Raw genomic sequence first — 23,043 nt, forward strand, 5'->3', positions numbered from 1 at the left:
GGACTCCGCCCTCAGGTCATCAGCTCTGCGGCAGGTTCGCCAGCTGAGCGGTGATGCGCGCGATGTCCGCGTCGGCCTTGGCGAGCCGGGTACGGATCTTGTCGACCACGTTGTCCGGTGCCTTGGCCAGGAACGCCTCGTTGCCGAGCTTCGCGTTGGCCTGGGCCTTCTCCTTCTCGGCGGCGCCCAGGTCCTTCGTCAGGCGCTTGCGTTCGGCCTCGACGTCGATCGTGCCGGACAGGTCGAGGGCGACGGTGGCTCCGGCGACCGGCAGGGACGCGGTGGCGTGGAAGCCGTCGCCGGCGGGCTGCAGGCGCAGCAGCTGGCGGATGGCCGCCTCGTGCGGGGCGAGCGCGGTGCCGGTCAGGGTGAGCTCGGCCGGGACCTTCTGGCCGGGCTGCAGGCCCTGGTCGGAGCGGAACCGGCGGACCTCGGTGACGACCTGCTGGACCAGCGCGATCTCCTGCTCGGCGGCCTCGTCGCGGAAGCCGGAGTCCTTCGGCCAGTCGGCGATGACGACGGACTCGCGGCCGGTCAGCGAGGTCCAGAGCGTCTCGGTGACGAACGGGACGACCGGGTGCAGAAGCCGCAGCATCACGTCGAGGACCTCGCCGAGGACCCGGCCGGAGACCTTGGCCTGCTCGCCGCCCGCGAAGAACGTGGTCTTCGAGAGCTCGACGTACCAGTCGAAGACCTCGTCCCAGGCGAAGTGGAAGAGCGCCTCGCTGAGCTTGGAGAACTGGAAGTCGTCGTAGAACGCGTCGACTTCGGCGACCGTCTTGTTGAGCTTCGACAGGATCCAGCGGTCCGTCGCGGACATCTGCGACGGGTCGGGCAGTTCGCCCTCGATCGTGGCGCCGTTCATCAGCGCGAAGCGCGTGGCGTTCCAGATCTTGTTGGCGAAGTTGCGGGAGCCCTGGACCCAGTCCTCGCCGATCGGGACGTCGACGCCCGGGTTGGCGCCGCGCGCCAGGGTGAAGCGCAGGGCGTCGGAGCCGTACTTGTCCATCCAGTCCAGCGGGTTGACGACGTTGCCGAAGGATTTCGACATCTTCTTGCCGAACTCGTCACGGACCATGCCGTGCAGAACGATGGTCTCGAAGGGCGGGGTGCCGTCGTTGACGTAGAGGCCGAACATCATCATCCGGGCGACCCAGAAGAAGAGGATGTCGTAGCCGGTGACGAGAACGGAGTTCGGGTAGAACTTCGCGAGGCTGTCGGTCTGTTCCGGCCATCCGAGCGTGGAGAACGGCCACAGCCCGGAGGAGAACCAGGTGTCCAGGACGTCGCTGTCCTGCGTCCAGCCCTCGCCCGTGGGGACCTCGTCGTCCGGTCCGACACACACGACCTCACCGTTCGGGCCGTACCAGACGGGGATCCGGTGGCCCCACCAGAGCTGGCGCGAGATCGTCCAGTCGTGGAGGTTGTCGACCCAGTCGAAGTACCGCTTCTCCATCTCCTGCGGGTGGATCTTGACCTTGCCGTCGCGGACGGCGTCACCGGCCGCCTTGGCGAGCGGGGCGACCTTGACCCACCACTGGAGGGACAGCCGGGGCTCGATGGTGGTCTTGCAGCGCGAGCAGTGGCCGACGGAGTGGAGGTACGGACGCTTCTCGGCGACGATGCGGCCCTCGGCGCGCAGCGCGCCGACGATGGCGGAGCGGGCCTCCAGGCGGTCCAGTCCCTCGAAGGGGCCGGGGACGGTGATGACGGCGCGCTCGTCCATGACCGTGAGGAACGGCAGGTCGTGACGCTTGCCGATCTCGAAGTCGTTCGGGTCGTGCGCGGGCGTGACCTTGACGGCGCCGGTGCCGAACGCGGGGTCGACGTGGTGGTCGGCGACGACCGGGATCTCGCGGTCGGTGAGCGGCAGCTTGATCCGGGTGCCGACCAGGTGCTTGTAGCGCTCGTCGTCGGGGTGGACGGCGACCGCGGTGTCACCGAGCATCGTCTCGGCGCGGGTGGTGGCGACGACGATGGTCGCGTCACCCTCGCCGTACGTCATGGAGACGAGCTCGCCGTCGTCGTCCTGGTACTCGACCTCGATGTCGGAGATCGCGGTGAGACAGCGCGGGCACCAGTTGATGATGCGCTCGGCGCGGTAGATCAGCCCGTCGTCGTACATCTGCTTGAAGACGGTCTGGACGGCGGTGGACAGGCCCTCGTCCATGGTGAACCGCTCACGCGACCAGGCGACGCCCTCGCCGAGGCGGCGCATCTGCCCGGAGATCTGGCCGCCCGACTCTTCCTTCCACTGCCAGACGCGCTCGACGAAGGCCTCACGGCCCAGGTCGTGGCGGGACTTGCCCTCCTTGCCGAGCTCGCGCTCGACGACGTTCTGGGTGGCGATACCGGCGTGGTCCATGCCGGGCTGGTACAGCGCCTCATAGCCCTGCATGCGCTTGCGGCGGACCAGGGCGTCGATCAGCGTGTGCTCGAAGGCGTGGCCCAGGTGGAGGGACCCGGTGACGTTCGGCGGCGGGATGACGATGCTGTACGGCGGCTTGTCGCTGTGCTCGTCCGCTTCGAAGTACCCGCGTTCTACCCAGCGCTCGTACAGCTTCCCCTCTACATCGGCCGGCGCGTACTGGGTCGGCAGTTCGGGGTTGCTGGCTGGCTGCTGCTGAGTGTTCTCGGTCACGAGGGACAGTTTAGGGCCGTCACAGTCGTGCACTGAAACCGGTTTGTTCAGTAACGGTGCCGCTCCCGGTGCCCCATGCCGGCGGGGCTTCCGACAGGATGTTCGGAACGCATAAACATTCTGGAGGGGACAGCGCAGATGAGCTACAACCAGCCGGGCCCGTACGGGGGTCAGCCTCCGCAGGGTCAGCCCGGACCGTACGGCAGCCAGCCGCCGCAGGGTCAGCCCGGACCGTACGGCCAGCAACCGGGCCCGTACGGCGGTCCCCCGCCGCAGGGCGGCCAGCCGGGTTACGGATACCCGCAGCAGACCCCCCAGGGCGTTCCGCAGCAGCCGGGCTACGGCTACCCGCAGGGCCAGCAGCCGGGTCCGTACGGCCAGCAGCCCCCGTACGGCCAGCAGCAGGGCCAGCAGCAGTACGGGCAGGCTCCCTACGGCGGCCAGGTGCCGATGCCTCCCGAACCCCGGAAGAAGAAGACCGGCCTGATCATCGGTGTCGTCGTGGTCGCACTCGCGGTCATCGCGGGCGGGGCGTACTTCCTGACGTCGGGCGGCGCCAGCAACAGTGATGTCGCGGACAGCACGAAGGGCTACAAGCTGACGCCGGCTGCCACGCTGGACGGTTACAAGAAGTCCCCCGGCGAGTCTGCGCCGTCGGGGCCGCTGACCGGTGCCAACAAGACCAAGGCCGAGAACATGGGGATCAAGAACCCCCAGGAGACCGGCGCCACCTACCAGGCCGGTTCCACCGAGAATCCCCTCGCCCTCAAGACCGTGACCCTTTCCGGTATCTGGGGCGATGTCACCGACCCGGCGAAGGTCATCGACAACGCCTTCAACAACGCGGAGTCGGACCTCACGAAGGGCGACAAGGAGACGGAGGTCAAGCTCGTCGGCAGCGCCACGGCCGTCACTCCTGCCGGATTCGACGGCGCGCTGATGAAGTGCCAGAACATGAAGGTGACCAACAAGGAAGGGGACGGCACCGCCGCCAAGGGCCCCAAGGAGTTCGAGGTCCCGGTCTGCGTCTGGGCCGACTACAGCACGGTCGGCACCGTCCTCGGTGTCGACGTGGCACTCTCCATGGCCGGCAAGGGCATGTCCCAGGACGACGTGGCCACCCTGACCGCCAAGCTCTACAACACGTCCCGCACCAAGATCTGATCACGCGGCGACAGGGAAAGGGGCGCCCGGCCGACCGGCCGGGCGCCCCTTCACGCGTCTGTCCCTGCCGCAGCCGCTACGCAGACTTCTCGTGGCGGCCGCCGTCGTTCTTGCCGATCGTGCGCGGCTCACGCGGGACCAGCGTCGGGTTGACGTTGTTGCGGACCACGTCCGCCGTGATGACCACACGGGCGACGTCCTTGCGGGACGGTACCTCGTACATCACGGACTGGAGCACCTCTTCCATGATGGCCCGCAGGCCACGCGCCCCGGTGCCGCGCAGGATCGCCTGGTCGGCGATGGCCTCCAGGGCCGGGCGGTCGAAGTCCAGCTCCACGCCGTCGAGTTCGAACAGCCGCTGGTACTGCTTCACCAGCGCGTTTCGCGGTTCGATGAGGATCTGCAGCAGCGCCTCGCGGTCCAGGTTGTGCACCGAGGTCAGCACGGGGAGGCGGCCGATGAATTCGGGGATCATCCCGAACTTCACCAGGTCCTCCGGCATGACCTCCTGGAACTGGTCGCTCGCCTCGATCTCGCGCTTGGAGCGGATCGTCGCGCCGAAGCCGATGCCCTTGGCTCCCGCCCGCGACTCGATGATCCTCTCCAGTCCCGCGAAGGCACCGCCCACGATGAACAGCACGTTCGTCGTGTCGATCTGGATGAACTCCTGGTGCGGGTGCTTGCGGCCGCCCTGCGGCGGCACGGAGGCGGTGGTGCCCTCCAGGATCTTCAGCAGCGCCTGCTGGACGCCCTCGCCGGAGACATCACGGGTGATCGACGGGTTCTCACTCTTGCGGGCGACCTTGTCGATCTCGTCGATGTAGATGATCCCGGTCTCGGCCTTCTTGACGTCGTAGTCCGCGGCCTGGATCAGCTTCAGCAGAATGTTCTCGACGTCCTCGCCGACATAGCCGGCCTCCGTCAGCGCCGTCGCGTCGGCGATGGCGAACGGAACGTTGAGCATGCGGGCCAGCGTCTGCGCGAGGAGCGTCTTGCCGGAGCCCGTCGGGCCCAGCAGCAGAATGTTGGACTTGGCCAGCTCGATGGCGTCGTCGCGGCCCTGCGCGCCGCCGTTCTCGCCCGCCTGGACCCGCTTGTAGTGGTTGTACACAGCGACCGAGAGGGCCTTCTTCGCGGGTTCCTGACCGACGACGTACCCCTCGAGGAACTCGTAGATCTCGCGCGGCTTGGGGAGTTCCTCCCACCGCACCTCGGAGGTCTCCGCGAGCTCCTCCTCGATGATCTCGTTGCAGAGATCGATGCACTCGTCGCAGATGTACACACCGGGTCCCGCGATGAGCTTCTTCACCTGCTTCTGGCTCTTTCCGCAGAACGAGCACTTGAGCAGGTCGCCGCCATCACCGATGCGTGCCACGAGGTGCTTCCCCTTCGCCTGGGAGCAGCTTGGTGCAGCGGCTCCTGGTGCCTCTATCCGACGGTACCTTGCCTGGCCCCCCGTTCGGGCCCCCCTTGGCACGGTTCACACGGCCGCGACCGTGTGAACCGACCGTGCCCAAGGGTAAAGACCGACGTCAGGCGGCCGCTCCGGCCGCGCTCTTGCGGGTGGAGACGATCTGGTCGACGAGACCGTAGGCGAGGGCGTCCTCGGCGGTCAGGATCTTGTCGCGCTCGATGTCGTCGCGGATCTTCTCCAGCGGTGTGGTGGAGTGCTTGGCCAGCATCTCCTCCAGCTGGGTGCGCATCCGCAGGATCTCGTTGGCCGCGATCTCCAGGTCGGAGAGCTGCTCACGGCCGGTCTGCGAGGACGGCTGGTGGATCAGCACACGGGCGTTCGGCAGTGCCATGCGCTTGCCCGGCGTACCGGCGGCGAGCAGGACGGCAGCGGCGGAGGCCGCCTGGCCCATGCAGACCGTCTGGATGTCCGGCTTCACGAACTGCATCGTGTCGTAGATCGCGGTGAGCGCGGTGAACGAGCCACCGGGGCTGTTGATGTAGATCGAGATGTCGCGGTCCGGGTCCATCGACTCCAGGCACAGCAGCTGCGCCATGACGTCGTTGGCGGAGGCGTCGTCGATCTGCACCCCGAGGAAGATCACGCGCTCCTCGAAGAGCTTCGCGTACGGGTCGTACTCACGCACACCCTGCGAGGTGCGCTCCACGAAGCGCGGCACGATGTAACGGTTGTCCACCTGCGGGCCGGTGTAGAGACCGCTCGCGGAGGCGCCGGGGAAGTTGTTCATGTGGGTGTTCACCATCCTGGTGGCGTTCTGGGGGCTGGGGCTGCGGGCTGGGCGGGCAGGGCTCAGGCCCCGGTGCCGCCGCCGCCCGGAACGCCCGAGGCGATCGTGATGATCTCGTCGATGAGGCCGTAGTCCTTGGCCTCCTCCGCGGTGTACCAACGGTCGCGGTCACCGTCGCGAATGATCGTCTCCACGGTCTGGCCGGAGTGGCGGGCGGTGATCTCCGCCATCCGCTGCTTCGTGCGCAGCAGGTACTGGGCCTGGATCTTGATGTCGGATGCCGTACCGCCGATGCCGGCCGAACCCTGGTGCATGAGGATGTCGGTGTTCGGGAGCGCGAAGCGCTTGCCCGCGGTACCGCCGGTCAGCAGGAACTGGCCCATCGAGGCCGCCATGCCCATACCGATGGTGACCACGTCGTTCGGGATGTACTGCATGGTGTCGTAGACCGCCATGCCGGCCGTCACCGAGCCACCGGGGCTGTTGATGTAGAGGTAGATGTCCTTGTCCGGCTCGGCGGCAAGGAGAAGCAGCTGCGCCGTGATCTTGTTGGCGATGTCATCGTCGACCTGCTGACCGAGGAAGATGATGCGCTCGCCGAGCAGTCGGCTGTAGACCTGGTCGCCGAGGCCACCACCGAGGGACGGCTCTCCGGCGGCGTAAGGCATCAGATTCGTCACGTATCCACCTGCTCGTCTCTGACGGCTCCGGCCGTCTCAGCGTCTTCGTACCGGGCGGGCGGGGACTCCCCCACCCTTCCTATTCATGGACCCTAACGCGCAGGTGGGACAACGCCATCCCGCTTCCGCAACTGTTCGCTGGGAGCGCAAGCTGAGCAGTGCGCACAAGGGTTGTGGCGGTCGGGTGCCGATACGACGACGGGCTCCGGACGCTTGGCGTCCGGAGCCCGTCGTTCGGGTTCAGCGCGAGGCTCAGGCCTCGGTCTTCTCCTCGGCGGGGGCCTCGGTGTGGCCCTCGGCGGCCTCGACCGTCTCGATGGCCTCTTCCTCTTCGTCCTCGAGCTCGACGACCTCACCGTTGGTGTCGACGACCTTGGCGGCCTCGACGACCACGGCCAGCGCCTTGCCGCGGGCGACCTCGCCGACGAGCATCGGCACCTGGCCGCCCTCGACGACGGCCTGGGCGAACTGGTCGGGGCTCATGCCGGAGGAAGCGGCGCGACGCATGAGGTGCTCGGTGAGCTCCTCCTGGTTGACGTTCAGCTTCTCCTTGTTGACGAGCTCGTCAAGGATGAACTGGGTCTTGATGCCCTTGATCGCCTGCTCGGAGGTCTCGGCCTCGAACTCCTCGAGCGTCTTGCCCTGGATCTCCAGGTACTTCTCGAGGGTCAGACCCATCTGACCGAGCTGGTGGTGCTCGAGGTTGTGCTTGCGGGTCTGGACCTCGTCCGCGAGCAGCTTCTCGGGGATCGGGACCTCGGCCAGCTTCAGCAGCTCGTCGAGGACGCGCTCCTGGGCCTGGGTGGCCTGGTCGTACTGCTTGGTGTTCTCGAGGCGCTTGCGGCTGTCGGCCTTCAGCTCGTCGAGGGTGTCGAACTCGCTCGCCATCTGCGCGAACTCGTCGTCCAGCTCGGGAAGCTCACGGGCGGCGACGGCGGTGACCTTGACGGTGACCTCGGCCTCCTTGCCCTCGGCCGAGCCACCCTTCAGCTCGGAGGTGAAGGTGGCCTCGCCACCCGCCTCCAGGCCGGTGACGGCCGCGTCGATGCCGTCGAGGAGCTCGCCGGAACCGATGGTGTACGAGACACCCTCGGCCACGCCGTCCTCCAGGACCTCGCCGTCGACCTTGGCCTGCAGGTCGATCGTGACGACGTCGCCCTCTGCGGCGGCGCGCTCGACCGGGTTGGTGGAGGCGAAGCGGCCACGGAGCTGCTCCACGGCCTTCTCGACCTCCTCCTCGGTGACCTCGAGGGCGTCCACGGTGACCTCGATGCCGGAGTAGTCCGGGATCTCGATCGTGGGCCGCACGTCGACCTCGGCGGTGAAGGCCAGCAGCTCGCCGTCCTTCAGCTCGGTGATGTCGACCTCGGGCTGGCCCAGGACGTTGAGCTCACCCTCGTTGACAGCCTCGGTGTAGAACTTCGGGAGGGCGTCGTTGACGGCCTCCTCCAGCACAGCACCACGGCCGAACCGCTGGTCGATGACGCGGTTGGGGATCTTGCCCTTGCGGAAGCCCTTCACCGTGACCTGCTGGTTGATCTTCTTGTACGCCGCGTCGAGGCTGTCCTTGAGCTCCTCGAAGGGCACCTCGATGCTGAGCCGAACCCGAGTCGGGTTCAGGGTCTCCACGGCGCTCTTCACGGTTCGGTCTCCTTGGTGGCTGACTTCTTGGGGTTCTGCTCGGCCACCGGACAGCGGCTCCGCGGATCGAGCCCGGTACATCAGACACACGGGCACGCATTTTGCATAGTAACGGCAAGGTGGATGACTCCCACAATGCGATCTTGCCGGTGGTCGGGGTGGCCGGATTCGAACCGACGACCTTCCGCTCCCAAAGCGGACGCGCTACCAAGCTGCGCCACACCCCGTCGGTGCGACACGTAGGGTACATGCAGACAGGCGGTGCACAGGCCGCTTTGCACGGGCGGCGCCGAATGCGGCACGCGGTGCTGCAATCAGGTGTGCGGGCACCGCCCGTGACCCGCTACGATGCTCCTCGTGCCGCGGCCATTCGTGACCTGCGGTGCGGTGCTTGCGGGCGTAGCTCAATGGTAGAGCCCTAGTCTTCCAAACTAGCTACGCGGGTTCGATTCCCGTCGCCCGCTCCAACGGCTCAGGGCCAGGTCAGAGGTTCACCCTCCAGCCTGGCCCTGATGCGTTTCCGATCTTCGTTCCCACCTATGTGCCCGCTGCGTGCCCGTTCGGCTTGGGATCTTCCTTTCGAGCCTGCTCGACGACCGCACTCACTGCCTGACCGATCAGCCGTTCCCGCTCGGCCGTGGCGTGCTGGTAGATCAACGCGGCACGGGCGGTGCTGTGGCCCATCCTGGTCATCAACTCACGGGTGCTTGCACCGGTCGCTGCGGCGAGGGTGTTTCCCGTGTGGCGGAGATCATGAAAGTGCAGACCCTTGATCCCAGCCTGGTCACACGCCTTGCGCCACACCTTGTTGAAGTGGTTCCGGCGAGGGGTCGCCTTCTTGGCTCCGATGAAGACTCGACCGTCCGGGCCCGACTCGGCGTAGACCGTGAGATGCGTAGCGAGATCCTTAGCGATCACAGCCGGGATCGCCACAGTCCGCTTTCCGGCAGCGCTCTTGGGTTCCTTCACCAGCCTTTGGCCACTGTGGAGTTCAGCCACGTTCCGCCGGACCCGCAGGGTTCCCGCGTCGAGGTCCATGTCACGGCGGGACAATCCAATCAGCTCACCCCAGCGAAGCCCCGTGAAGGCCGCCAGGAGGACGAGGGCGCGGTAGCGAGGCTGGATCGCCCCCGCGAGGTCATAGACCTCCTGAACGGTCGCTGTGGGCCGCTCAGGGGTGGGGGCGACGCTCGCCCTCTTGACGCGGCAGGGATTGCGTCGGATGAGTCGGTCTTCCACGGCAGTCATGAGCACGGCCCGCAAGAGCGCGTACGACTTGGCCACTGAGGAAGCGCCGGCGCCCGCGTCCAGTCGAGCGACACGCCAGGCTCGGACCATGGCGGGAGTGATGTCTCCGAGGGCGACGCACTCGAAAGTCGGCGCGAGGTGGTTGCGGAGCAGCGACCGATACAGGTCGGCGGTAGACGCACTGATGCCCCGCTCCGTGATCCAGGTCGAGGCGTACGAGCCGAAGGCGACCCGAGCGGCATCCGGGTCAGTCCAATCCCCCGCACGCAACTCAGCTTGCCGTTCCGCCAGCCAGACATCCGCTTCACGCTTCGTGCGGAAGGTGTGTGGTGCTGGGCGGTCAATGCCATCCAGTCCCGGATAGCGAGCCTGGTAGCGCCCTGAAGGCAGCTTGCGAACACGGCCGAACGACCGCTTCTTGGCCGCCATCAGGCCACACTCCTCAGCCGACGCGCGGAAGGCACAACGGTGTTGGCCTCGATGAAGGCAGAGACTGCGCGTTCGGAGATGCGGACGTGTCTACCTACCTTGACGTACTCGATCCGATGCTCCTCGATGAGCCGCCGGGGGAACCGGACGGTGGTGCCGAGGAGTTCGGCGACCTGGTCAACAGTGAGCAGCCGTTCCATGGTCACCACTCCCCCTCGCTGTCGGACGCTTCCAGTTCGATGCGGTTCTCTCGCGCAAGTTCGCGGTTTTGCCTGATCTCGTTGGCGATGGATTGGGCGAGCCAGGATTCGCCGGGGGTGTGGCCCTGTCCGGCGTACTCCCAGTGCGCGATCACCAGCGTGGTGTCCTCTGTCTGGTCGTCGTCCTGGTCGAGGGGCTCGAGGCCGCGTTCCCGGCGTTCTTGCTGGGCCCGCCAGTCGGCCCGTGCGCCGCGCAGGGCTCCGAGGGTGGTCGAGTAGCGGGGCGTCTTGGTGGAGAAGTGGCCGCGGAAGCCGAGCATGTGGGACCAGTGAGCGAGCAGTCGTTCCGGGTAGGCGGTGTCCAGGTCCCAGCAGGCTTCGATGAGGCGCCGGGTGTGGTCGGGCAGGTGGGGGTGGAGGTCGAGTTCGCGGAGTTCGCCGATGCGGCGGTCGAGGGTGCCGGTGGTCTCTGCTGCCTTGGTGGCGTATTTGGCGACGTAGGCGCCCACGGCCTGTTCACTGACGTCGGTCTGGCCTTCAAGGGCGCCGATGGGCTGCACGTCGATCTGTGTGCCCCAGCGCAAAGTCCGGGCGGGGAATCGGCCGGCAGAAGGGACAGGAACCGTGGCGCGTGCTGCGGCTGCCCGGATCGCGTCGTCGAGGAGTTCGACGGTGGCCCAGGCCGGGGCCGGGGTGTCGGGCCCGTCCGGTCCGTCGATGCGGATGACCGCGTGAAAGTGGACCGCGCCGCGCTTTTGGAACTCGGCGACCTTCCCGAACGAGACCCGCGCCTGTTCCTTGCAGGCCGCCTGCGTCAGTCCGGCGCGCGCGGCGACCTCACGGCGCAGGTAGATGGTGAAGCGCTGCCACAGAGCTCCCGCGTGGTTGTTCCACAGCACCGCCCCGGCGTACTCGTAACGCTCCAGATGGATGGCGGTACCGAGGGCGGGATCGTCCTCGCGGTGGGCGGCGCCGCAGCGGCAGCGGCCGGAGTCGGGCCGGTTGTGGACCGGGCCGAAGGACGGGGCGGTCAGGGTGGCGAAGACGCGGGGGCGTTCGGCCACGGTGTCGGGGATGCCCTTGCCGCCGAACAGCCCGGCCATGATCAAGTGGTAGGTGTCCCCCGCGTAGGTCCAGGCGCACGACGGGCAGCGCGAGGCACGGCGGTTACCGCAGGCGATCCGCAGCCGCCCGCCCGGTTCGCTGCTGGTCGAGTACTCGAAGAACTCACCCGTACGCGTGTCCACGGTCTGACAGTGGCCACTCAGATGGATGGGCTGGGCGCAGCCGCCGGTGCGGCGCACCTGTTCTTTCCAGCGTTCGAAGCGCGGGGAGTTGGCGACGCGCAGCATGTCGACCAAGGTCAGGGGATCAACGCCCACGGCAGCCGCGGTGTCGGCCACGGCCGCCGAGGACAGCGCGGGCAGGGTCACGCAGCCACCTGCCCGAGTCGCTCGGTGAGGTTCTCGATCACCGATTCCAGAGCGATCAGCCGCTCATTGAGCGTGGACGCGGCGGCGGGGCGGGTGAAGCCCAGCTCGGCCGGGGTGGCACGGAAGATCGCGCAGAGGAGGACCTGATACGTCTGTCCGGGGCGGTGGGTGTCGTTCTCCCAGCGGGAGACGAAGACCTTGAGCGAGTTCTCGGCCGCGATGTCCCAGCCCCAGTGATCGGCCAGGAGCATCAGCGCCCGCACCACCTTGACCTGCAACCAGCCCCGAGCCAGCCGGGCACGGCCCAACGGCGTATCCGGAGCCCGCAGCACAGGCGGCTGACTCGGACGCCCGGACGGCTGAACCGGAACCGAACCAGCGACGAGGGGAAGAACCGAGGCAGTCATGCAGCCACCGCCCCGACCGGCACGGGAAGCGACTTACCGGTTTCCCAGTCGAACGGCGCGGCCACCGGGCAGCGCTCCCGGCCACGGGCGTTGTGGACCAGGACCCCGATGCCGTCCACCTTGATCCAGTCCGCACCACCGGCAACACCGCACGCCTGGCACGGCGACGGGACGACCTGAGCATCCTCGGTGCCGGACAGCGGAGCGGTTAACGGCGCTGGGTGCAAGACGACGAGTGTCACGGGCATGATGAGACCTCCCCTAGAGGGAAGCCCCGGGCGGTGTCGTGATCCTGGCAGAGAGCACACCGCCCGGGGCGCTCTTGTGTAGTGGAGCAGTAATCCGAAGCTAGTCGCAGTAAAACTGCGAGTCAACAGATTCTCTGCGACTAGCAGTAAATCTTTGACTCTGCGATGCTGTGATGCGACTCGGAGGAGGAACGATGAGTAACTTCGGACTCTTTGTCCGCTTCACGCTCAAGGACGGTGCCGCCGAAGACTTCGACGCACTCGTTCTCGAGACGACCGCAGAGATCAAGGCCAAGGAGCCCGGCACGCTCGTCTACGCCTGCCACACGGTCGAGGGCGAGCCCAACCAGCGGACCTTCTACGAGCTGTACGTGGATCATGCAGCGTTTGAGGAACACGAGCGCCAAGAGCACACCCGCCGTTTCCTCTCCGAGCGAGACAAGTACGTCGCGAAGATCGACGTCGATCGCATGGCTCCCTACGCCGGGAAGCACCCCACCGAGGTCACCAGTGCCTGAGTCAGACCCCCGCGCGACAGGAGCACGGATCAAGGAGCTTCGCCGCGCCGCTGGCATGTCCCAGAGTGACTTGGCTGTCGCCATGGAGCGCTCGGAGAGCTGGGTCTCCCAGGTCGAGCGGGGCGTGCAACCGGTCGAGCGGCTGTCCGTTCTCCAGACCCTGGCGGATGCGCTCGGAGTGTCGGTGCGGGACGTGCGTCCGGACGCGGGAACGCCGGCCGAAGAGGCGCCGGAAGCGCAGCAGCCGGTGAGCAACGACCTGGACGCCCTGCGCGTCGCGCTAACAGGACACCCCGCTCTCGGCAGCCTTTTCGATGAGCCCAGTGATGGGGCAACGGCATCCGTAGACGAACTGCGGGTGCAGATTGAAGAGGTCTGGGATCTCGCGCACGCGTCCAAGCACGCGGCTCTCAGCGAGCGACTGTCCTCACTGCTTCCGAGCATCGAGGCAACCGTTCGTCACGCACCGGCCAGCGACCGTCTAGAGCTCCACGAGCTCAGGGCGCGCGCCTACCAGGTGGCGGCGGCCGCCTTCGTGCGGCAGGACGAGGCTGATGCCGCATGGATCGCGGCGGACCGTGCCCTTCAGGCTGCCGAGCTGGCGGGCAAACCGTTGGAAGTCGTGGCCAGCCTCTTTCGGATGGCTCATGCCTTCATCCGACAGCAGCGAACCGAGCAGGCCGAGCGCGCTGCGTCATCTGCGGTCTCGGTTTTGGCTCCGCGCGCCGAGTCCCCGAGCTGCCCGCCAGAGGAGTTGTCTCTCCTGGGCGCCATGAACTTGGTGCTCGCCGTGATCAACGCGAGGGAGGGGCGCCGCGCCGAGACTCACCAGCACATCAGCCGGGCCCGGGAGATCGCGGCCCGCCTTGGCGAAGATCGCAACGACTTCGACACCGAGTTCGGGCCGACGAATGTCGAGCTTCACGCAGTCGCGACAGCCGTGGATCTTGGCGATGCCGGGCTTGCCTTGGACGTTGCCGCAGGGGTCGACGCGAGTGGGTTGTCCTCGGAGCGACAGTCGCGTTTCCTGCTTGATGTGGCGCGGGCTCACGCGCAGCGGCGACACGTCGGCGAGGCTGTAGCCGCACTCCTGGAAGCCGAGAGGCTGGCACCTGAACAGGTTCACAGCCATCACTCCGCACGTGCCGTGGTCCGTGATCTGGTCCAGCTTTCAGGGAACCGGACCCCCAAGCCGTTGGCGGAGCTTGCCGAACGCATGGCCATCAGCTGAGAAGTCAGCAGGCCTCGCTTCGCCTCCTGCGGCGTCGCTGGACGTCACGTACGAGTTGCCAGACGGTGGTGACCTGCAGCAGCCCTGCAAACGCGACGAACCACCCCGACTCGTCTCCGGTCAGATACGCCTGCACCGCAGCGGTGACGAGCATGAGGCAGGCCAGAACGCCCAACGCCGATATCGCCAAGCCGATTCGATCAGTCACCTGCGAATTGTCACGGTCCAGTCGCCCTCCTGCCTAGGGCGTGTCTGACAATTGATCTCTGCGAAGCTGCGTTGTCCGAGGCTGACGGAGGGGTCATGGGGATCGAACTTGAACTTCACTCGGGGCGGCCCACACGGAAAGGGTCGTCCCGAGCCACGTTGCTGCGGGGGTCTTACCAGCACGGTGAAGCGTTGGCGCGGGTGCTGAGCAGGCTTGACCGGCATGGCTCAGGCAAGCTCGGCTGGGTAGATCCGTATGGCGACACGCTGTTCAACGAGCAAGAAGCTCAAGTTGCCCGTCAGGAGGTCGCTGTCCTGGCGAAGGGGTGCGACGACGAGCAGCAGAGGGCAGCTCTCCTCGACCTCGCTGAGCTTCTTGAAGCGTGTGCGGCAACGGCAGGTAGCTATTTGTGGTTCATGGGCGACTAGTACGTCTTCCACGGCACCGTCACCACCGCGGCCCTCCGGCTATGGCTCCGGGGCTGAACCAGCCTGCAGTCTCAGTCGCCGAGGAACCACAGGTACAGGTGCTGTCCGTCGAGCACTGTCTGACCCAGCTCGATCAACTCGCGCGTGAACTGATCAGTCAGCACGCCTGCAGGCAGCCGCGGTACCTCCTCCAACAGGGTGGCCACCTGCTGGTGGTTGAAAACGGTGTCCGCGTATGGCAACAGGTGTCCCAGCATCGGAAACGCCGACTGATCGAGACCAGCCAGCTCAGGGCCCCAGACCACACCGTGCTTTGCGCGGGCCTCGATGCTGCCGTTCCCACTTCGGACCTGGAGATTAATCACGGTCAGACCCTATGACCTCATGATCCGCCGGACAGACCCTAACCTTGACCCGCTAGTCCGCAGGGCCTGTTACAGGTTTCTCTACCTCATCAAGCCCCCGGCTGCGCTCCGCTCCGCCGGGCGGGCTTCCCGGCTCCGCTCGGGGCTGCGCTCATGCCTTCGGCCCGCGCTGCCCCGGCTGCGCCGACGCCCGCCCACACGTGGATAGGGCCAAGGCCATTCGGCGATCACCCGTCCAACCCCGGCCACGGTCAAGGACGATGCCTCCGGCGGGGGATCGGCCGGCACCGGGTGGGAGGAGGCGCCGTTCCCGACCGCGGGAACATCGTGGCGAGCGTGGGGGCTCCCATCCCGTCCACCGTCGACCCAGGCAGAGCCGAGCAGACGCGGCCCATGGCGTCCAGGTCGTTCGTACAGTGGCGCGCTCCACCTGGACGCCATGAACCACGCCCGCTCCACGATGTGTGGGTCGACGGCGGACGGGATGGGAGCTGGGGCGAGTGGTGGGTGAGGCTGTCGGTACCGTGCAGCTCTCGGAGTGGACGACGACAGGGGCAACATGGGCAGCAACGCACCGCATCAAGACTTCCGGGTCGGCGACGTCCTGCGTGTGAGCTGCCCGCAGGCGCAGGGGCAAGTGGCCGACGTGTCCCGTTTCGATGTCTCGGTCGAGTGGCCATGGGCCGAGATCGACCCGCAGTCTCAGGTCAGGTGGAATGGCCAGAGAGCCTTCCCGGTGTCGGCCGACTCCTCGGAGTGGACCATGAGTCTGTTCAAGACCACCCCTGAGCCGTGGAACCTGCAAGTTGGTGACCGCTGCCTCGTCGGCATACCTGAGACGCTGGTGCGGATCATTGATATCGGCCGCTACGACCCTCCACAGGATGTGGGCTGGCTTCCCCGCCCACACACGATGCTGGTCGTAGTGCCTGCCGACTACCCCGACGAGGCCCTGTCCGAGGAAGACGGAGACACGATCGACCTGGACTCAGCGGCCCCACTGGCCATCGAGCTGGTGTCCCGGGGATGACCCAAACTGCCCGTCATGTCAAGGGCGCCTGAGTCGTCTGACACCAGCGGCCGACACCAACAAGGGCGTACGGCGCCGATCAACGCCGAACCTCAGCGGCAGCCGGACCAGGGCTCAGCGGGCGCTCATCATGGTCGAGAGGGCGCCTCGATCGACCTGATAAGGATGAGGCCACAGGTTCAAATCCTGCGGACCGGCCCGTAAGGGTGTCCCTAGTGCTCTGACCATGAAGGTTCGCCGGGTTGCTGGGAGGGTGGATGAGCTGCGACGGCTTCCGATGGCGGAGATCGACCCCATAGGATCTTGAGCTCAGGCACGGATGCCGGAGGGCGACGATGGAGCAGCCGCGGATACATCTCGGCAGCAATAACGTGTGGCTGGAACTGACTCGGACCGGTGAGGACAGCTGGCAGGTCACCGCAGATTGGTCCTCCTGCCTGACAGCTGACTTCACCGCGGATCTCAGCGCTGCGGAGGCTGCGGACTTCGCAGCGCGGATGCTCTCTCACCTGCGCGCGCCGTCGGGTGGGCGCTTTTCGGCGGCGGTGACTCCCGGCCGCAACAATCCGCTGACGTTGAACGCGGAGCCCGCCGGGGACGGTTTCGCCTTCTTCGTGCGCCTGACCCCGAACGGCGACGACGACGTGTGTCACTTGCAGATGGAGATCGATCCAATCGCCACGTGGGAACTTCGTGAGATGTTCTATGCGCTGCACTCGGCGCTGGTGGTCTGACCGCACGTTGAACGAAGCCTCAGGTACGGGTGACCCCTTGAAGTTCCCCGTGCCACAACCGCGCCAGAACGGACGGGGACTCACGGTCAACAGCGGCTGCTGACGGAGGTCACAGCCAGCAGACGTCGAAGTCGGCATCCCGCGGGTCAGACCCCAACTCGCCCCACCACGCCCCTAAAGCGGTGCTCGCGCCCCGGACGGGGGCCGTCTCTGGGCCGTCCGAGGGCGCTCAACAGTGGCCGCGAATGACCAATGACGACCACTCGGCGGCAGCGGCATCCCGCAGGGACCAGCGAAAACCCAGGCCGCGAGATTCGGTATCAAGACCCAGAAGTACTGATCACGCGCCCTCTCGTGCGCTTGCTACTCTCTGGAGCCGTGAGCCAGAGCGGTGCCCAAGCAGCTGCATTCTTCCGAGACGTCGCGCGCGAGCGGACGGTTTGGTTCGTACGCGATGATGCCGGCAGCCCTGCCCCGATGGACTCCAGCGGACGGCGATCAGCTCCGTTCTGGTCCACAGCCGCGCGCGCGAAACGAGCAGCTGAGCTCTGGGGTGGAAACCTTCGAGTCGAGTCTCTGACGTTGGATTACTGGCGCAATGTCGACCTTCCTGACCTGGCCGACGAACAGTTGCTCGTCGGGATCAACTGGTCGGGCCCGCGGTTGGTCGGATGGAGCTTCACCGTCCCCGAGGTGATCAATCGCCTTACCCACGCGCTCGGCGAATCTTCCCCCGGGCCAGCACCGGCCTCCGGTTAGGCGAGCGACCCGTGCGTGCCCCATCCGTGCCCGATCGGTTGGAGATGAGCGGGGAACAACGGGGAACCACGGCGGCGTAGCCGCTACCCACCAGGTCAGCGACCTCACAGCTCAGCGGGCGTCCACGTACGTGGTCTTCCAAACTAGCTACGCGGGTTCGATTCCCGTCGCCCGCTCCATGCATGGGCCCGGTTCGGCGAGTTGTCTCGTCGGACCGGGTCTTTTTGCGTACGGGGTGTTTTCGAACCGCGGCTCTCCGACCGCGTGTCCCGCGGAGCGATCAGAAGCTGATCTGGTTGATGGTCTCCGCTATCGAGTCCATGAACCTGTTGATCGACGGCGCCATGCCGGTCGACGCCAGGAAGAAGCCGAAGAGGACCGCGACGATCGCGGGTCCGGTCTTGATGGAGCCGCCCCGGATCAGGACCACCAGGATGATCGCCAACAGAAGCACCACAGACAGTGAAATGGCCACGACTGATCACACCCTTGGTCGGTCCGCCTTGCCGGCCCGGAAGCATGCAGCCGGGCACACCTCCGTTGCGTCCATCGTGCCACCAACTTCCCTGTGGTTGCTGCCAGGTGACGAATCGAACTGCCCAGATCGCGCCATCCTCACACCCCTCGCGCGCGGGTGCGGACGGATCTGCCGACCGGCCCGTCGGGGCGGCTCCACAGGCTCCCCCAGGGGGTCCGCGACAACGCGGGAAGCGCCCGGCGCACGTAAATGAAATGGCCTGTGACTATGAACGTTCCCGCATCCACACACATCATTCACACGAATTTTGCCGTGTCGGACGCGAGGAAATTCACCTCCTTCAGCCACCTGCCGGTATGCACCATTTAAGTAGGATCAATCGGGTCATAGCGGGCGGTTTTCGGTAGTTTCGTTTTCCTTTGGGCGGGCATCCGCGATATCCAGAGGGTGGTTTTACGAATTGCAATCGAGGCGTCTAAGGTGCATCAGATGTTCCACGCTCCGAACGTATTTCAGAGGGCCCCGCTCCCCCCAGCGACCCGGGAGTCGGAGCCCAGACGCCGGGCAGACGCGGTCCTCACCGCGACGCCTCCCGCAACAGCGGGGAACCGGCCTTCGGCGGCTGCGCCGACGAAGCGCCGTGACGCCTACTTCGACAACGTCAAATACCTGGCGATCGTGCTGGTCGCCATGGCGCACTCATGGGGGCTGCTCCTGGACGACAGCCGCGCCGCCCGTGCGCTCTACATGGTTGCGTACACCTTTCACATGCCGGCCTTCATCATCGTCTCCGGCTATTTCTCCCGCTCGTTCGACATGAGCGCCAGAAAGGTGAAGCGCCTGGTCACCGGTGTCGCCGTGCCCTATGTGGTGTTCGAGACGGCGTACTCGCTCTTCAAGCGGTACGCCGACGACTCACCGGACCATCCGATCAGCCTGATCGACCCCTGGTACCTCACCTGGTTCCTGGCCGCCCTGTTCATCTGGCGGATCAGCACGCCCCTCTGGCAGTCGCTGCGTCATCCGCTGCCGGTCGCGCTCGCCATCGCCGCACTCGCGTCGTTCTCCCCCACGATCGGCGACGATCTCGATCTCCAGCGGGTTCTGCAGTTCCTGCCGTTCTTCGTGCTCGGACTCCAACTGAAGCCCGAGCACTTCCAGCTGGTGCGTCGACGCGAGGTGCGACTGCTGGCACTGCCGCTGTTCGCCGGTGCCGCGCTGGTCGCGTACTGGGTGGCCCCGCGGATGCAGCTGGGCTGGTTCTACCGCAACAGCAGCGCGCCGGAGTTGGGCGCGCCGTGGTGGTCGGGTGCCGTGATGACGCTGGCGATGTTCGGCTGCGCGCTGCTGCTCACCGTCGGGTTCCTGGCCTGGGTGCCGCGTCGGCACATGTGGTTCACGGTGCTGGGCGCCGGAACGATCTGCGGCTATCTGCTGCACGGATTCCTGATCAAGGGCGCCGGTTTCGCCGGGCTGCACAGCCGGTACGCGTGGCTCTCCGAGCCCGGCGGGCTGGTTCTGGTCTCGCTGGTCGCGGCCTCCGCGGTGACGCTCCTGTGCACACCACCGGTGCGACGGCTGCTGCGTTTCGCGACCGAGCCGGACATGAACTGGGCGTTCCGGCGGAACGCCAACGGGATCTGAGCGGATCCGAGCGGGTCCCGGTGGCTCAGTCCTCGGCGGTGTTGGCCGGATCCGGCTGTTCGACGGGCGGTTCTCCGGCAGTGAGCCCGAGCAGCGCCCGTACCTGCGCATATTTCGCGGTCAGCCGGGTACGCGTCGCCGGTTCCAGCACCGCGAGGCGGGCCGGGTCGGCGTTGTGCGCAAGGTCGGACTGCTTGATCAGCAGGGCGCCCGGGGTGGCGAGGATGCGCCGGGTGTACGCGGAGAGGTCCTCGCCGTCCCGTCTGGTGACGGCGAGGACCATGTCCTTGACCTGCTGCGGCAGCGCGGCGGCCGCCAGCCACGCGGCCGACAGCGCATCGTCCTCGACCGCGTCGTGCAGCCAGGCCGCGGCGATCTGTTCGTCGGTGCCGCCCCTGACCCGCACGCCGTGCGCGACGGCTGCGAGGTGTTCGGCGTAGGGGCGGCCTGCCTTGTCCGTCCGGCCGGCGTGCGCCGTGCGGGCGATCGTCTCGACTTCGGCCAGGGTCAGGGGTGTTCGCGAAGCGGTCATGCGGGCGACTCTACGGAGCGCCGGCGGAGCCCGGCGCCCGGATCAGGGCCGGCGGGACAGCAGCAGCAGCGCCCGGTCGTCGTTGACGTCCTTCGCGCAGGCCTCGATCAGATGCCAGGCCGCGCCCTCGAAGCCGAGGGTGACATAGCGGTCGGCCTCTCCGGTCAGCCGGTCCATGCCGTCCGCGATGTCCCGGTCGGACGCCTCCACCAGGCCGTCCGTGAACAGCATCAGCACGTCACCGGCGGCCAGCGAGCCCTTCACCGCGTCGAATTGCGCCCCGTCGTACACCCCGAGCAGCGGGCCCTCCGCGGCCTTCTCCTCCCACCGGCCGCTGCCCGCGTGCAGTTGCAGGGCCGGCGGGTGACCCGCGGAGAGCAGCTCGTAGTCGCCCGATTCGAGGTCGAGCACCAGATGGATGGAGGTGGCGAAGCCCTCGTCCCAGTCCTGGCGCAGCAGATAGGCGTTGGCCGCGGGCAGGAAGCCGTGCGGGGGCAGCGAGCCGAGGAGGCCGCCGAAGGCGCCGGACAGCAGCAGGGCGCGGGAGCCCGCGTCCATGCCCTTGCCGGAGACATCGGTGAGGACGACCTCCAGCGTGCGGCCGCCGTTGGTGCAGGCCGCGACGACGAAGTCGCCGGAGAACGACTGACCGCCCGCCGGGCGCAGCGCCATCTCACGGTGCCAGCCCTGCGGCAGCCGGGGCAGGGCGCTCTGCACCCGGATGCGTTCACGCAGGTCGAAGAGCATCGTGCCGCCCCGCCGCCACGGTACGCCGACCCTGGCCCGGAACTGGGCGAGGACCAGGCCGAAGAAGCCGCAGGCCGCGACGACGAGGACAGTGCCCGGGGTCACCCGGGCCGGGCCCTCCGAGTACGGGCCGAGGGCGATCGACTCCACTATCAGGGCCGCGGCGGCGGTCGCGTACAGCCCCAGCAGGCTGGCGGGCCGCAGCAGCAGACCGCCTGCGACGATCGGCAGGACGAGCGCGGCCGGTGAGCACCACACCGCGTTCAGCAGCGTGCCGCAGGTGATGGCCGGGATGGTGACCAGCAGACCGGCCAGGGCGATCCAGTCGGAGCCGTCGCCGCGGAAGTAGTCGACGCCTGATTTGCGCAGCGCGATGCGTGCCCGACGCACCGATCTCTGCAATCGGGCCGGGTACGAGTCTGTTGCTGCGCGACGGGCCATTGCGGGGACCCTATCCACCCGGGCGGCATCGGTGCAGGGGGACCCCTGTGACAATGCGTTCGAAATCGGGTCGCCTGTCTGCCGTACCCCTGGTAGTCATGGCTCATGACGACAGAACTACGGGTGTTGCGTCCCTCCGAATGGAACGAATGGTTCGGGCGTCTGGAGCTCGCGTTCGGCGGCGTCGCCGACGCGCCTGAGGAGCGCGAGCTCTGGGAAGCGCTGACCGAGCACAAGCGGTCGATCGCCGTCTGGGACGGCCCCGACGTCGTCGGTACGGCAGGGGCGTTCAGCTTCCGGCTGGCCGTGCCGGGCGGGGCGCTGGTGCCAGCGGCCGGGGTGACGATGGTCAGTGTCGCGGCCACGCATCGCCGGCGCGGACTGCTCACCTCGATGATGCGGCGTCAGCTCGACGACGTCCGGGCGCTGGGTGAACCGCTCGCCGTGCTGACGGCCTCGGAGCCCGCGATCTACGGCCGGTTCGGGTACGGGGCCGCCACGAAGCAGATGTCCCTGGAGATGGACACGGACCGGGTGCGGCTGGCGGTGCCGGACGGCACGGACGAGGTCGCTCTGCGTTACGCGAAGCCGGACGAGGCGATAGCCGCGTGCGAGGGCGTGTACGAGCAGCTGGTGGCGGAGCGGCCGGGGACGCCGACGCACGGTCCCGGCTGGGAGCGGAGGGCGCTGCTCGACCCGGCGGGCATGCGGCAGGGGGCGTCGGCGCTGCAGTGCGTGCTGGCGGAGCGCGCGGGCCGGGTCGTCGGGTACACGACGTTTCGCAACAAGCCGCACTGGGAGGCGGCGGTCCCCATGGGCCGGATCGTCGTGGACGATCTGCTGGCTGTGGACCCTGCGGCGTACGCGGCGCTGTGGCGGTTCCTGTTCGAGATCGACCTGACGTCGACGGTCGAGGCGCGGAACCGGCCGGTCGACGATGCGGTTCTGCACCTGGTCTCGGACGTGCGCCGGTGCAACATCACGCTGCGTGACTCACTGTTCGTACGGCTGGTGGAGGTGGGCGCGGCGTTGGAGGCACGGGCGTACCGGGCCGCGGTGGACGTGGTGTTCGAGGTCGACGACGTGTTCTGCCCGTGGAACGCGGGGCGCTGGCGGCTCACGGCCGACGCGAAGGGCGGCGCGTCGTGCAGGCGGACGGACGACCCGGCGGATCTGGCGCTCTCCGTCAGGGAGTTGGGAACCGTGTACCTGGGCGGCGAGTCACTGGTCTCGCTGTCCCGGGCGGGGCGGGTGCGGGAGCTGCGGCCCGGCGCGGTGGAGGAGGCGGCACTGGCGTTCTCGGGGACCGTGTCGCCGTGGCTGCCGCGGGGGTTCTAGTGCCGCGTCAGCCAAGGTTTGCCCGCCAAGGAGTGGCGTCCGGTGCGTGCTGTCGGCGTGACGGCCGGAAGTCCTCGTACTGGACGTCCTCGGGCTTTCGGCCGGTGCGGCGACAGTGCGTGCCGGGCGTCGCGACGGGGCGAACCTTGGCTGACACGGCACTAGCTCTCCGTCGGAACTCTTGGGATCCGTCCTGGTCGAGGCCTGGCGGCAGAGAGCGTGACGGGTGAGGGACGGTGAGCCTCCGGTTCACCGTGCCGCACCGTGAACGGCGCCCCGCGCAGGGCGTGTACCGCGG

At 67.5% G+C, this 23,043-nt stretch carries 24 protein-coding genes and 3 tRNA genes; 11 read left to right on the plus strand and 16 right to left on the minus strand.

The window, feature by feature from the left end:
- Positions 1-19 precede the first annotated feature (19 nt).
- Positions 20-2,641, minus strand: a complete 2,622-nt coding sequence (locus tag LRD69_RS09840) for a valine--tRNA ligase (protein ID WP_277326180.1) — start codon at positions 2,639-2,641, stop codon at positions 20-22.
- Between the two features lie 138 nt (positions 2,642-2,779).
- On the opposite strand from LRD69_RS09840, the gene LRD69_RS09845 reads away from it, so the two are divergent.
- Positions 2,780-3,805, plus strand: coding sequence for a hypothetical protein (locus LRD69_RS09845; RefSeq protein WP_277326181.1), 1,026 nt, complete (start codon positions 2,780-2,782; stop codon positions 3,803-3,805).
- Positions 3,806-3,881: 76 nt separating this feature from the next.
- On the opposite strand, the gene clpX is transcribed toward LRD69_RS09845, so the two are convergent.
- The 5 genes from clpX to LRD69_RS09870 all read right to left on the minus strand — a co-directional run bounded on the left by clpX (position 3,882) and on the right by LRD69_RS09870 (position 8,554).
- The gene (gene clpX / locus LRD69_RS09850) at positions 3,882-5,180 is read right to left on the minus strand and encodes an ATP-dependent Clp protease ATP-binding subunit ClpX (RefSeq protein ID WP_277326182.1); all 1,299 of its coding nucleotides are present in this window, start codon (positions 5,178-5,180) and stop codon (positions 3,882-3,884) included.
- Positions 5,181-5,337: 157 nt separating this feature from the next.
- Positions 5,338-6,021: an ATP-dependent Clp protease proteolytic subunit gene (locus tag LRD69_RS09855; protein ID WP_277326183.1), complete on the minus strand. Its 684-nt coding sequence runs from the start codon at positions 6,019-6,021 to the stop codon at positions 5,338-5,340.
- 47 nt (positions 6,022-6,068) lie between these two features.
- Positions 6,069-6,674 (minus strand): ATP-dependent Clp protease proteolytic subunit, encoded by a 606-nt coding sequence (locus LRD69_RS09860; RefSeq protein WP_018551584.1) that lies wholly within the window; start codon positions 6,672-6,674, stop codon positions 6,069-6,071.
- 264 nt (positions 6,675-6,938) lie between these two features.
- The gene (gene tig / locus LRD69_RS09865) at positions 6,939-8,327 is read right to left on the minus strand and encodes a trigger factor (RefSeq protein ID WP_277326184.1); all 1,389 of its coding nucleotides are present in this window, start codon (positions 8,325-8,327) and stop codon (positions 6,939-6,941) included.
- Positions 8,328-8,477: 150 nt separating this feature from the next.
- Positions 8,478-8,554 (minus strand) — tRNA-Pro (locus tag LRD69_RS09870).
- Between the two features lie 166 nt (positions 8,555-8,720).
- On the opposite strand from LRD69_RS09870, the gene LRD69_RS09875 reads away from it, so the two are divergent.
- Positions 8,721-8,794, plus strand: a tRNA-Gly gene (locus LRD69_RS09875).
- Between the two features lie 70 nt (positions 8,795-8,864).
- Here the strand turns inward: LRD69_RS09875 and LRD69_RS09880 are convergent.
- The 5 genes from LRD69_RS09880 to LRD69_RS09900 all read right to left on the minus strand — a co-directional run bounded on the left by LRD69_RS09880 (position 8,865) and on the right by LRD69_RS09900 (position 12,292).
- Entirely contained in the window at positions 8,865-10,004 is a 1,140-nt protein-coding gene (locus tag LRD69_RS09880; protein WP_277326185.1) for a site-specific integrase, read from the minus strand.
- Positions 10,004-10,204, minus strand: coding sequence for an excisionase family DNA-binding protein (locus tag LRD69_RS09885; RefSeq protein WP_277326186.1), 201 nt, complete (start codon positions 10,202-10,204; stop codon positions 10,004-10,006). The genes LRD69_RS09880 and LRD69_RS09885 overlap by 1 nt, the downstream gene beginning before the upstream one ends.
- Before the next feature lie 2 nt (positions 10,205-10,206).
- Positions 10,207-11,607 carry a replication initiator protein RepSA gene (repSA, locus tag LRD69_RS09890; RefSeq protein WP_277329682.1) on the minus strand — a complete coding sequence of 467 codons (1,401 nt, stop codon included), beginning with the start codon at positions 11,605-11,607 and terminating at the stop codon, positions 10,207-10,209.
- Between the two features lie 26 nt (positions 11,608-11,633).
- Positions 11,634-11,945: an XRE family transcriptional regulator gene (locus LRD69_RS09895; RefSeq protein WP_277326187.1), complete on the minus strand. Its 312-nt coding sequence runs from the start codon at positions 11,943-11,945 to the stop codon at positions 11,634-11,636.
- Positions 11,946-12,040: 95 nt separating this feature from the next.
- The gene (locus LRD69_RS09900; protein ID WP_277326188.1) at positions 12,041-12,292 is read right to left on the minus strand and encodes a hypothetical protein; all 252 of its coding nucleotides are present in this window, start codon (positions 12,290-12,292) and stop codon (positions 12,041-12,043) included.
- 194 nt (positions 12,293-12,486) lie between these two features.
- Between LRD69_RS09900 and LRD69_RS09905 the strand changes: the two genes are divergently transcribed.
- Together LRD69_RS09905 and LRD69_RS09910 are read left to right on the plus strand one after the other, a co-directional pair.
- Complete coding sequence (locus LRD69_RS09905) at positions 12,487-12,810, plus strand: antibiotic biosynthesis monooxygenase (RefSeq protein WP_277326189.1); 324 nt, start codon at positions 12,487-12,489, stop codon at positions 12,808-12,810.
- On the plus strand, positions 12,803-14,041 hold the full coding sequence (locus LRD69_RS09910; protein WP_277326190.1) for a helix-turn-helix domain-containing protein: 1,239 nt from the start codon (positions 12,803-12,805) through the stop codon (positions 14,039-14,041). Before LRD69_RS09905 ends, LRD69_RS09910 begins: the two co-directional genes overlap by 8 nt.
- Before the next feature lie 4 nt (positions 14,042-14,045).
- Here LRD69_RS09910 and LRD69_RS09915 read toward each other — a convergent pair whose 3' ends face one another.
- Positions 14,046-14,249, minus strand: a complete 204-nt coding sequence (locus LRD69_RS09915; RefSeq protein WP_277326191.1) for a hypothetical protein — start codon at positions 14,247-14,249, stop codon at positions 14,046-14,048.
- A 95-nt stretch (positions 14,250-14,344) separates the two neighbouring features.
- On the opposite strand from LRD69_RS09915, the gene LRD69_RS09920 reads away from it, so the two are divergent.
- The gene (locus tag LRD69_RS09920; protein WP_277326192.1) at positions 14,345-14,677 is read left to right on the plus strand and encodes a hypothetical protein; all 333 of its coding nucleotides are present in this window, start codon (positions 14,345-14,347) and stop codon (positions 14,675-14,677) included.
- A 71-nt stretch (positions 14,678-14,748) separates the two neighbouring features.
- Here the strand turns inward: LRD69_RS09920 and LRD69_RS09925 are convergent, their stop codons facing one another.
- The gene (locus LRD69_RS09925; protein ID WP_277326193.1) at positions 14,749-15,042 is read right to left on the minus strand and encodes a hypothetical protein; all 294 of its coding nucleotides are present in this window, start codon (positions 15,040-15,042) and stop codon (positions 14,749-14,751) included.
- Positions 15,043-15,580: 538 nt separating this feature from the next.
- On the opposite strand from LRD69_RS09925, the gene LRD69_RS09930 reads away from it, so the two are divergent.
- The 4 genes from LRD69_RS09930 (at position 15,581) to LRD69_RS09945 (ending at position 17,744) form a co-directional block, all read left to right on the plus strand.
- Complete coding sequence (locus LRD69_RS09930; RefSeq protein ID WP_277326194.1) at positions 15,581-16,072, plus strand: hypothetical protein; 492 nt, start codon at positions 15,581-15,583, stop codon at positions 16,070-16,072.
- Between the two features lie 335 nt (positions 16,073-16,407).
- The gene (locus LRD69_RS09935; RefSeq protein WP_277326195.1) at positions 16,408-16,806 is read left to right on the plus strand and encodes a hypothetical protein; all 399 of its coding nucleotides are present in this window, start codon (positions 16,408-16,410) and stop codon (positions 16,804-16,806) included.
- A gap of 252 nt (positions 16,807-17,058) precedes the next feature.
- Positions 17,059-17,565, plus strand: coding sequence for a DUF2750 domain-containing protein (locus tag LRD69_RS09940; protein ID WP_277326196.1), 507 nt, complete (start codon positions 17,059-17,061; stop codon positions 17,563-17,565).
- Positions 17,566-17,679: 114 nt separating this feature from the next.
- Positions 17,680-17,744, plus strand: a tRNA-Gly gene (locus tag LRD69_RS09945).
- Between the two features lie 101 nt (positions 17,745-17,845).
- On the opposite strand, the gene LRD69_RS09950 is transcribed toward LRD69_RS09945, so the two are convergent.
- The gene (locus LRD69_RS09950; protein WP_277326197.1) at positions 17,846-18,040 is read right to left on the minus strand and encodes a hypothetical protein; all 195 of its coding nucleotides are present in this window, start codon (positions 18,038-18,040) and stop codon (positions 17,846-17,848) included.
- A 492-nt stretch (positions 18,041-18,532) separates the two neighbouring features.
- On the opposite strand from LRD69_RS09950, the gene LRD69_RS09955 reads away from it, so the two are divergent.
- A complete protein-coding gene (locus LRD69_RS09955; RefSeq protein ID WP_277326198.1) occupies positions 18,533-19,687 on the plus strand; it encodes an acyltransferase family protein in 1,155 nt (384 codons plus the stop codon).
- A gap of 25 nt (positions 19,688-19,712) precedes the next feature.
- On the opposite strand, the gene LRD69_RS09960 is transcribed toward LRD69_RS09955, so the two are convergent.
- Entirely contained in the window at positions 19,713-20,219 is a 507-nt protein-coding gene (locus LRD69_RS09960; protein WP_277326199.1) for an HD domain-containing protein, read from the minus strand.
- Positions 20,220-20,261: 42 nt separating this feature from the next.
- Positions 20,262-21,407, minus strand: coding sequence for a PP2C family protein-serine/threonine phosphatase (locus LRD69_RS09965; protein WP_277326200.1), 1,146 nt, complete (start codon positions 21,405-21,407; stop codon positions 20,262-20,264).
- A 105-nt stretch (positions 21,408-21,512) separates the two neighbouring features.
- Between LRD69_RS09965 and LRD69_RS09970 the strand changes: the two genes are divergently transcribed.
- Positions 21,513-22,745, plus strand: coding sequence for a GNAT family N-acetyltransferase (locus tag LRD69_RS09970; RefSeq protein WP_277326201.1), 1,233 nt, complete (start codon positions 21,513-21,515; stop codon positions 22,743-22,745).
- Positions 22,746-23,043 lie beyond the last annotated feature (298 nt).

This window comes from Streptomyces sp. JH14, assembly GCF_029428675.1.
Taxonomy (GTDB): domain Bacteria; phylum Actinomycetota; class Actinomycetes; order Streptomycetales; family Streptomycetaceae; genus Streptomyces.

Coding starts and splice junctions, on each gene's coding strand:
- LRD69_RS09960 (WP_277326199.1), bottom strand. CDS start 20,219: ATGACCGCTTCGCGAACACCCCTGACCCTGGCCGAAGTCGAGACGATC.
- LRD69_RS09855 (WP_277326183.1), bottom strand. CDS start 6,021: ATGGTGAACACCCACATGAACAACTTCCCCGGCGCCTCCGCGAGCGGT.
- LRD69_RS09970 (WP_277326201.1), top strand. CDS start 21,513: ATGACGACAGAACTACGGGTGTTGCGTCCCTCCGAATGGAACGAATGG.
- LRD69_RS09965 (WP_277326200.1), bottom strand. CDS start 21,407: ATGGCCCGTCGCGCAGCAACAGACTCGTACCCGGCCCGATTGCAGAGA.
- LRD69_RS09940 (WP_277326196.1), top strand. CDS start 17,059: ATGACGACCACTCGGCGGCAGCGGCATCCCGCAGGGACCAGCGAAAAC.
- LRD69_RS09905 (WP_277326189.1), top strand. CDS start 12,487: ATGAGTAACTTCGGACTCTTTGTCCGCTTCACGCTCAAGGACGGTGCC.
- LRD69_RS09845 (WP_277326181.1), top strand. CDS start 2,780: ATGAGCTACAACCAGCCGGGCCCGTACGGGGGTCAGCCTCCGCAGGGT.
- LRD69_RS09955 (WP_277326198.1), top strand. CDS start 18,533: ATGTTCCACGCTCCGAACGTATTTCAGAGGGCCCCGCTCCCCCCAGCG.
- LRD69_RS09880 (WP_277326185.1), bottom strand. CDS start 10,004: ATGGCGGCCAAGAAGCGGTCGTTCGGCCGTGTTCGCAAGCTGCCTTCA.
- LRD69_RS09900 (WP_277326188.1), bottom strand. CDS start 12,292: ATGCCCGTGACACTCGTCGTCTTGCACCCAGCGCCGTTAACCGCTCCG.
- LRD69_RS09935 (WP_277326195.1), top strand. CDS start 16,408: ATGGAGCAGCCGCGGATACATCTCGGCAGCAATAACGTGTGGCTGGAA.
- LRD69_RS09920 (WP_277326192.1), top strand. CDS start 14,345: ATGGGGATCGAACTTGAACTTCACTCGGGGCGGCCCACACGGAAAGGG.
- LRD69_RS09860 (WP_018551584.1), bottom strand. CDS start 6,674: ATGCCTTACGCCGCCGGAGAGCCGTCCCTCGGTGGTGGCCTCGGCGAC.
- LRD69_RS09885 (WP_277326186.1), bottom strand. CDS start 10,204: ATGGAACGGCTGCTCACTGTTGACCAGGTCGCCGAACTCCTCGGCACC.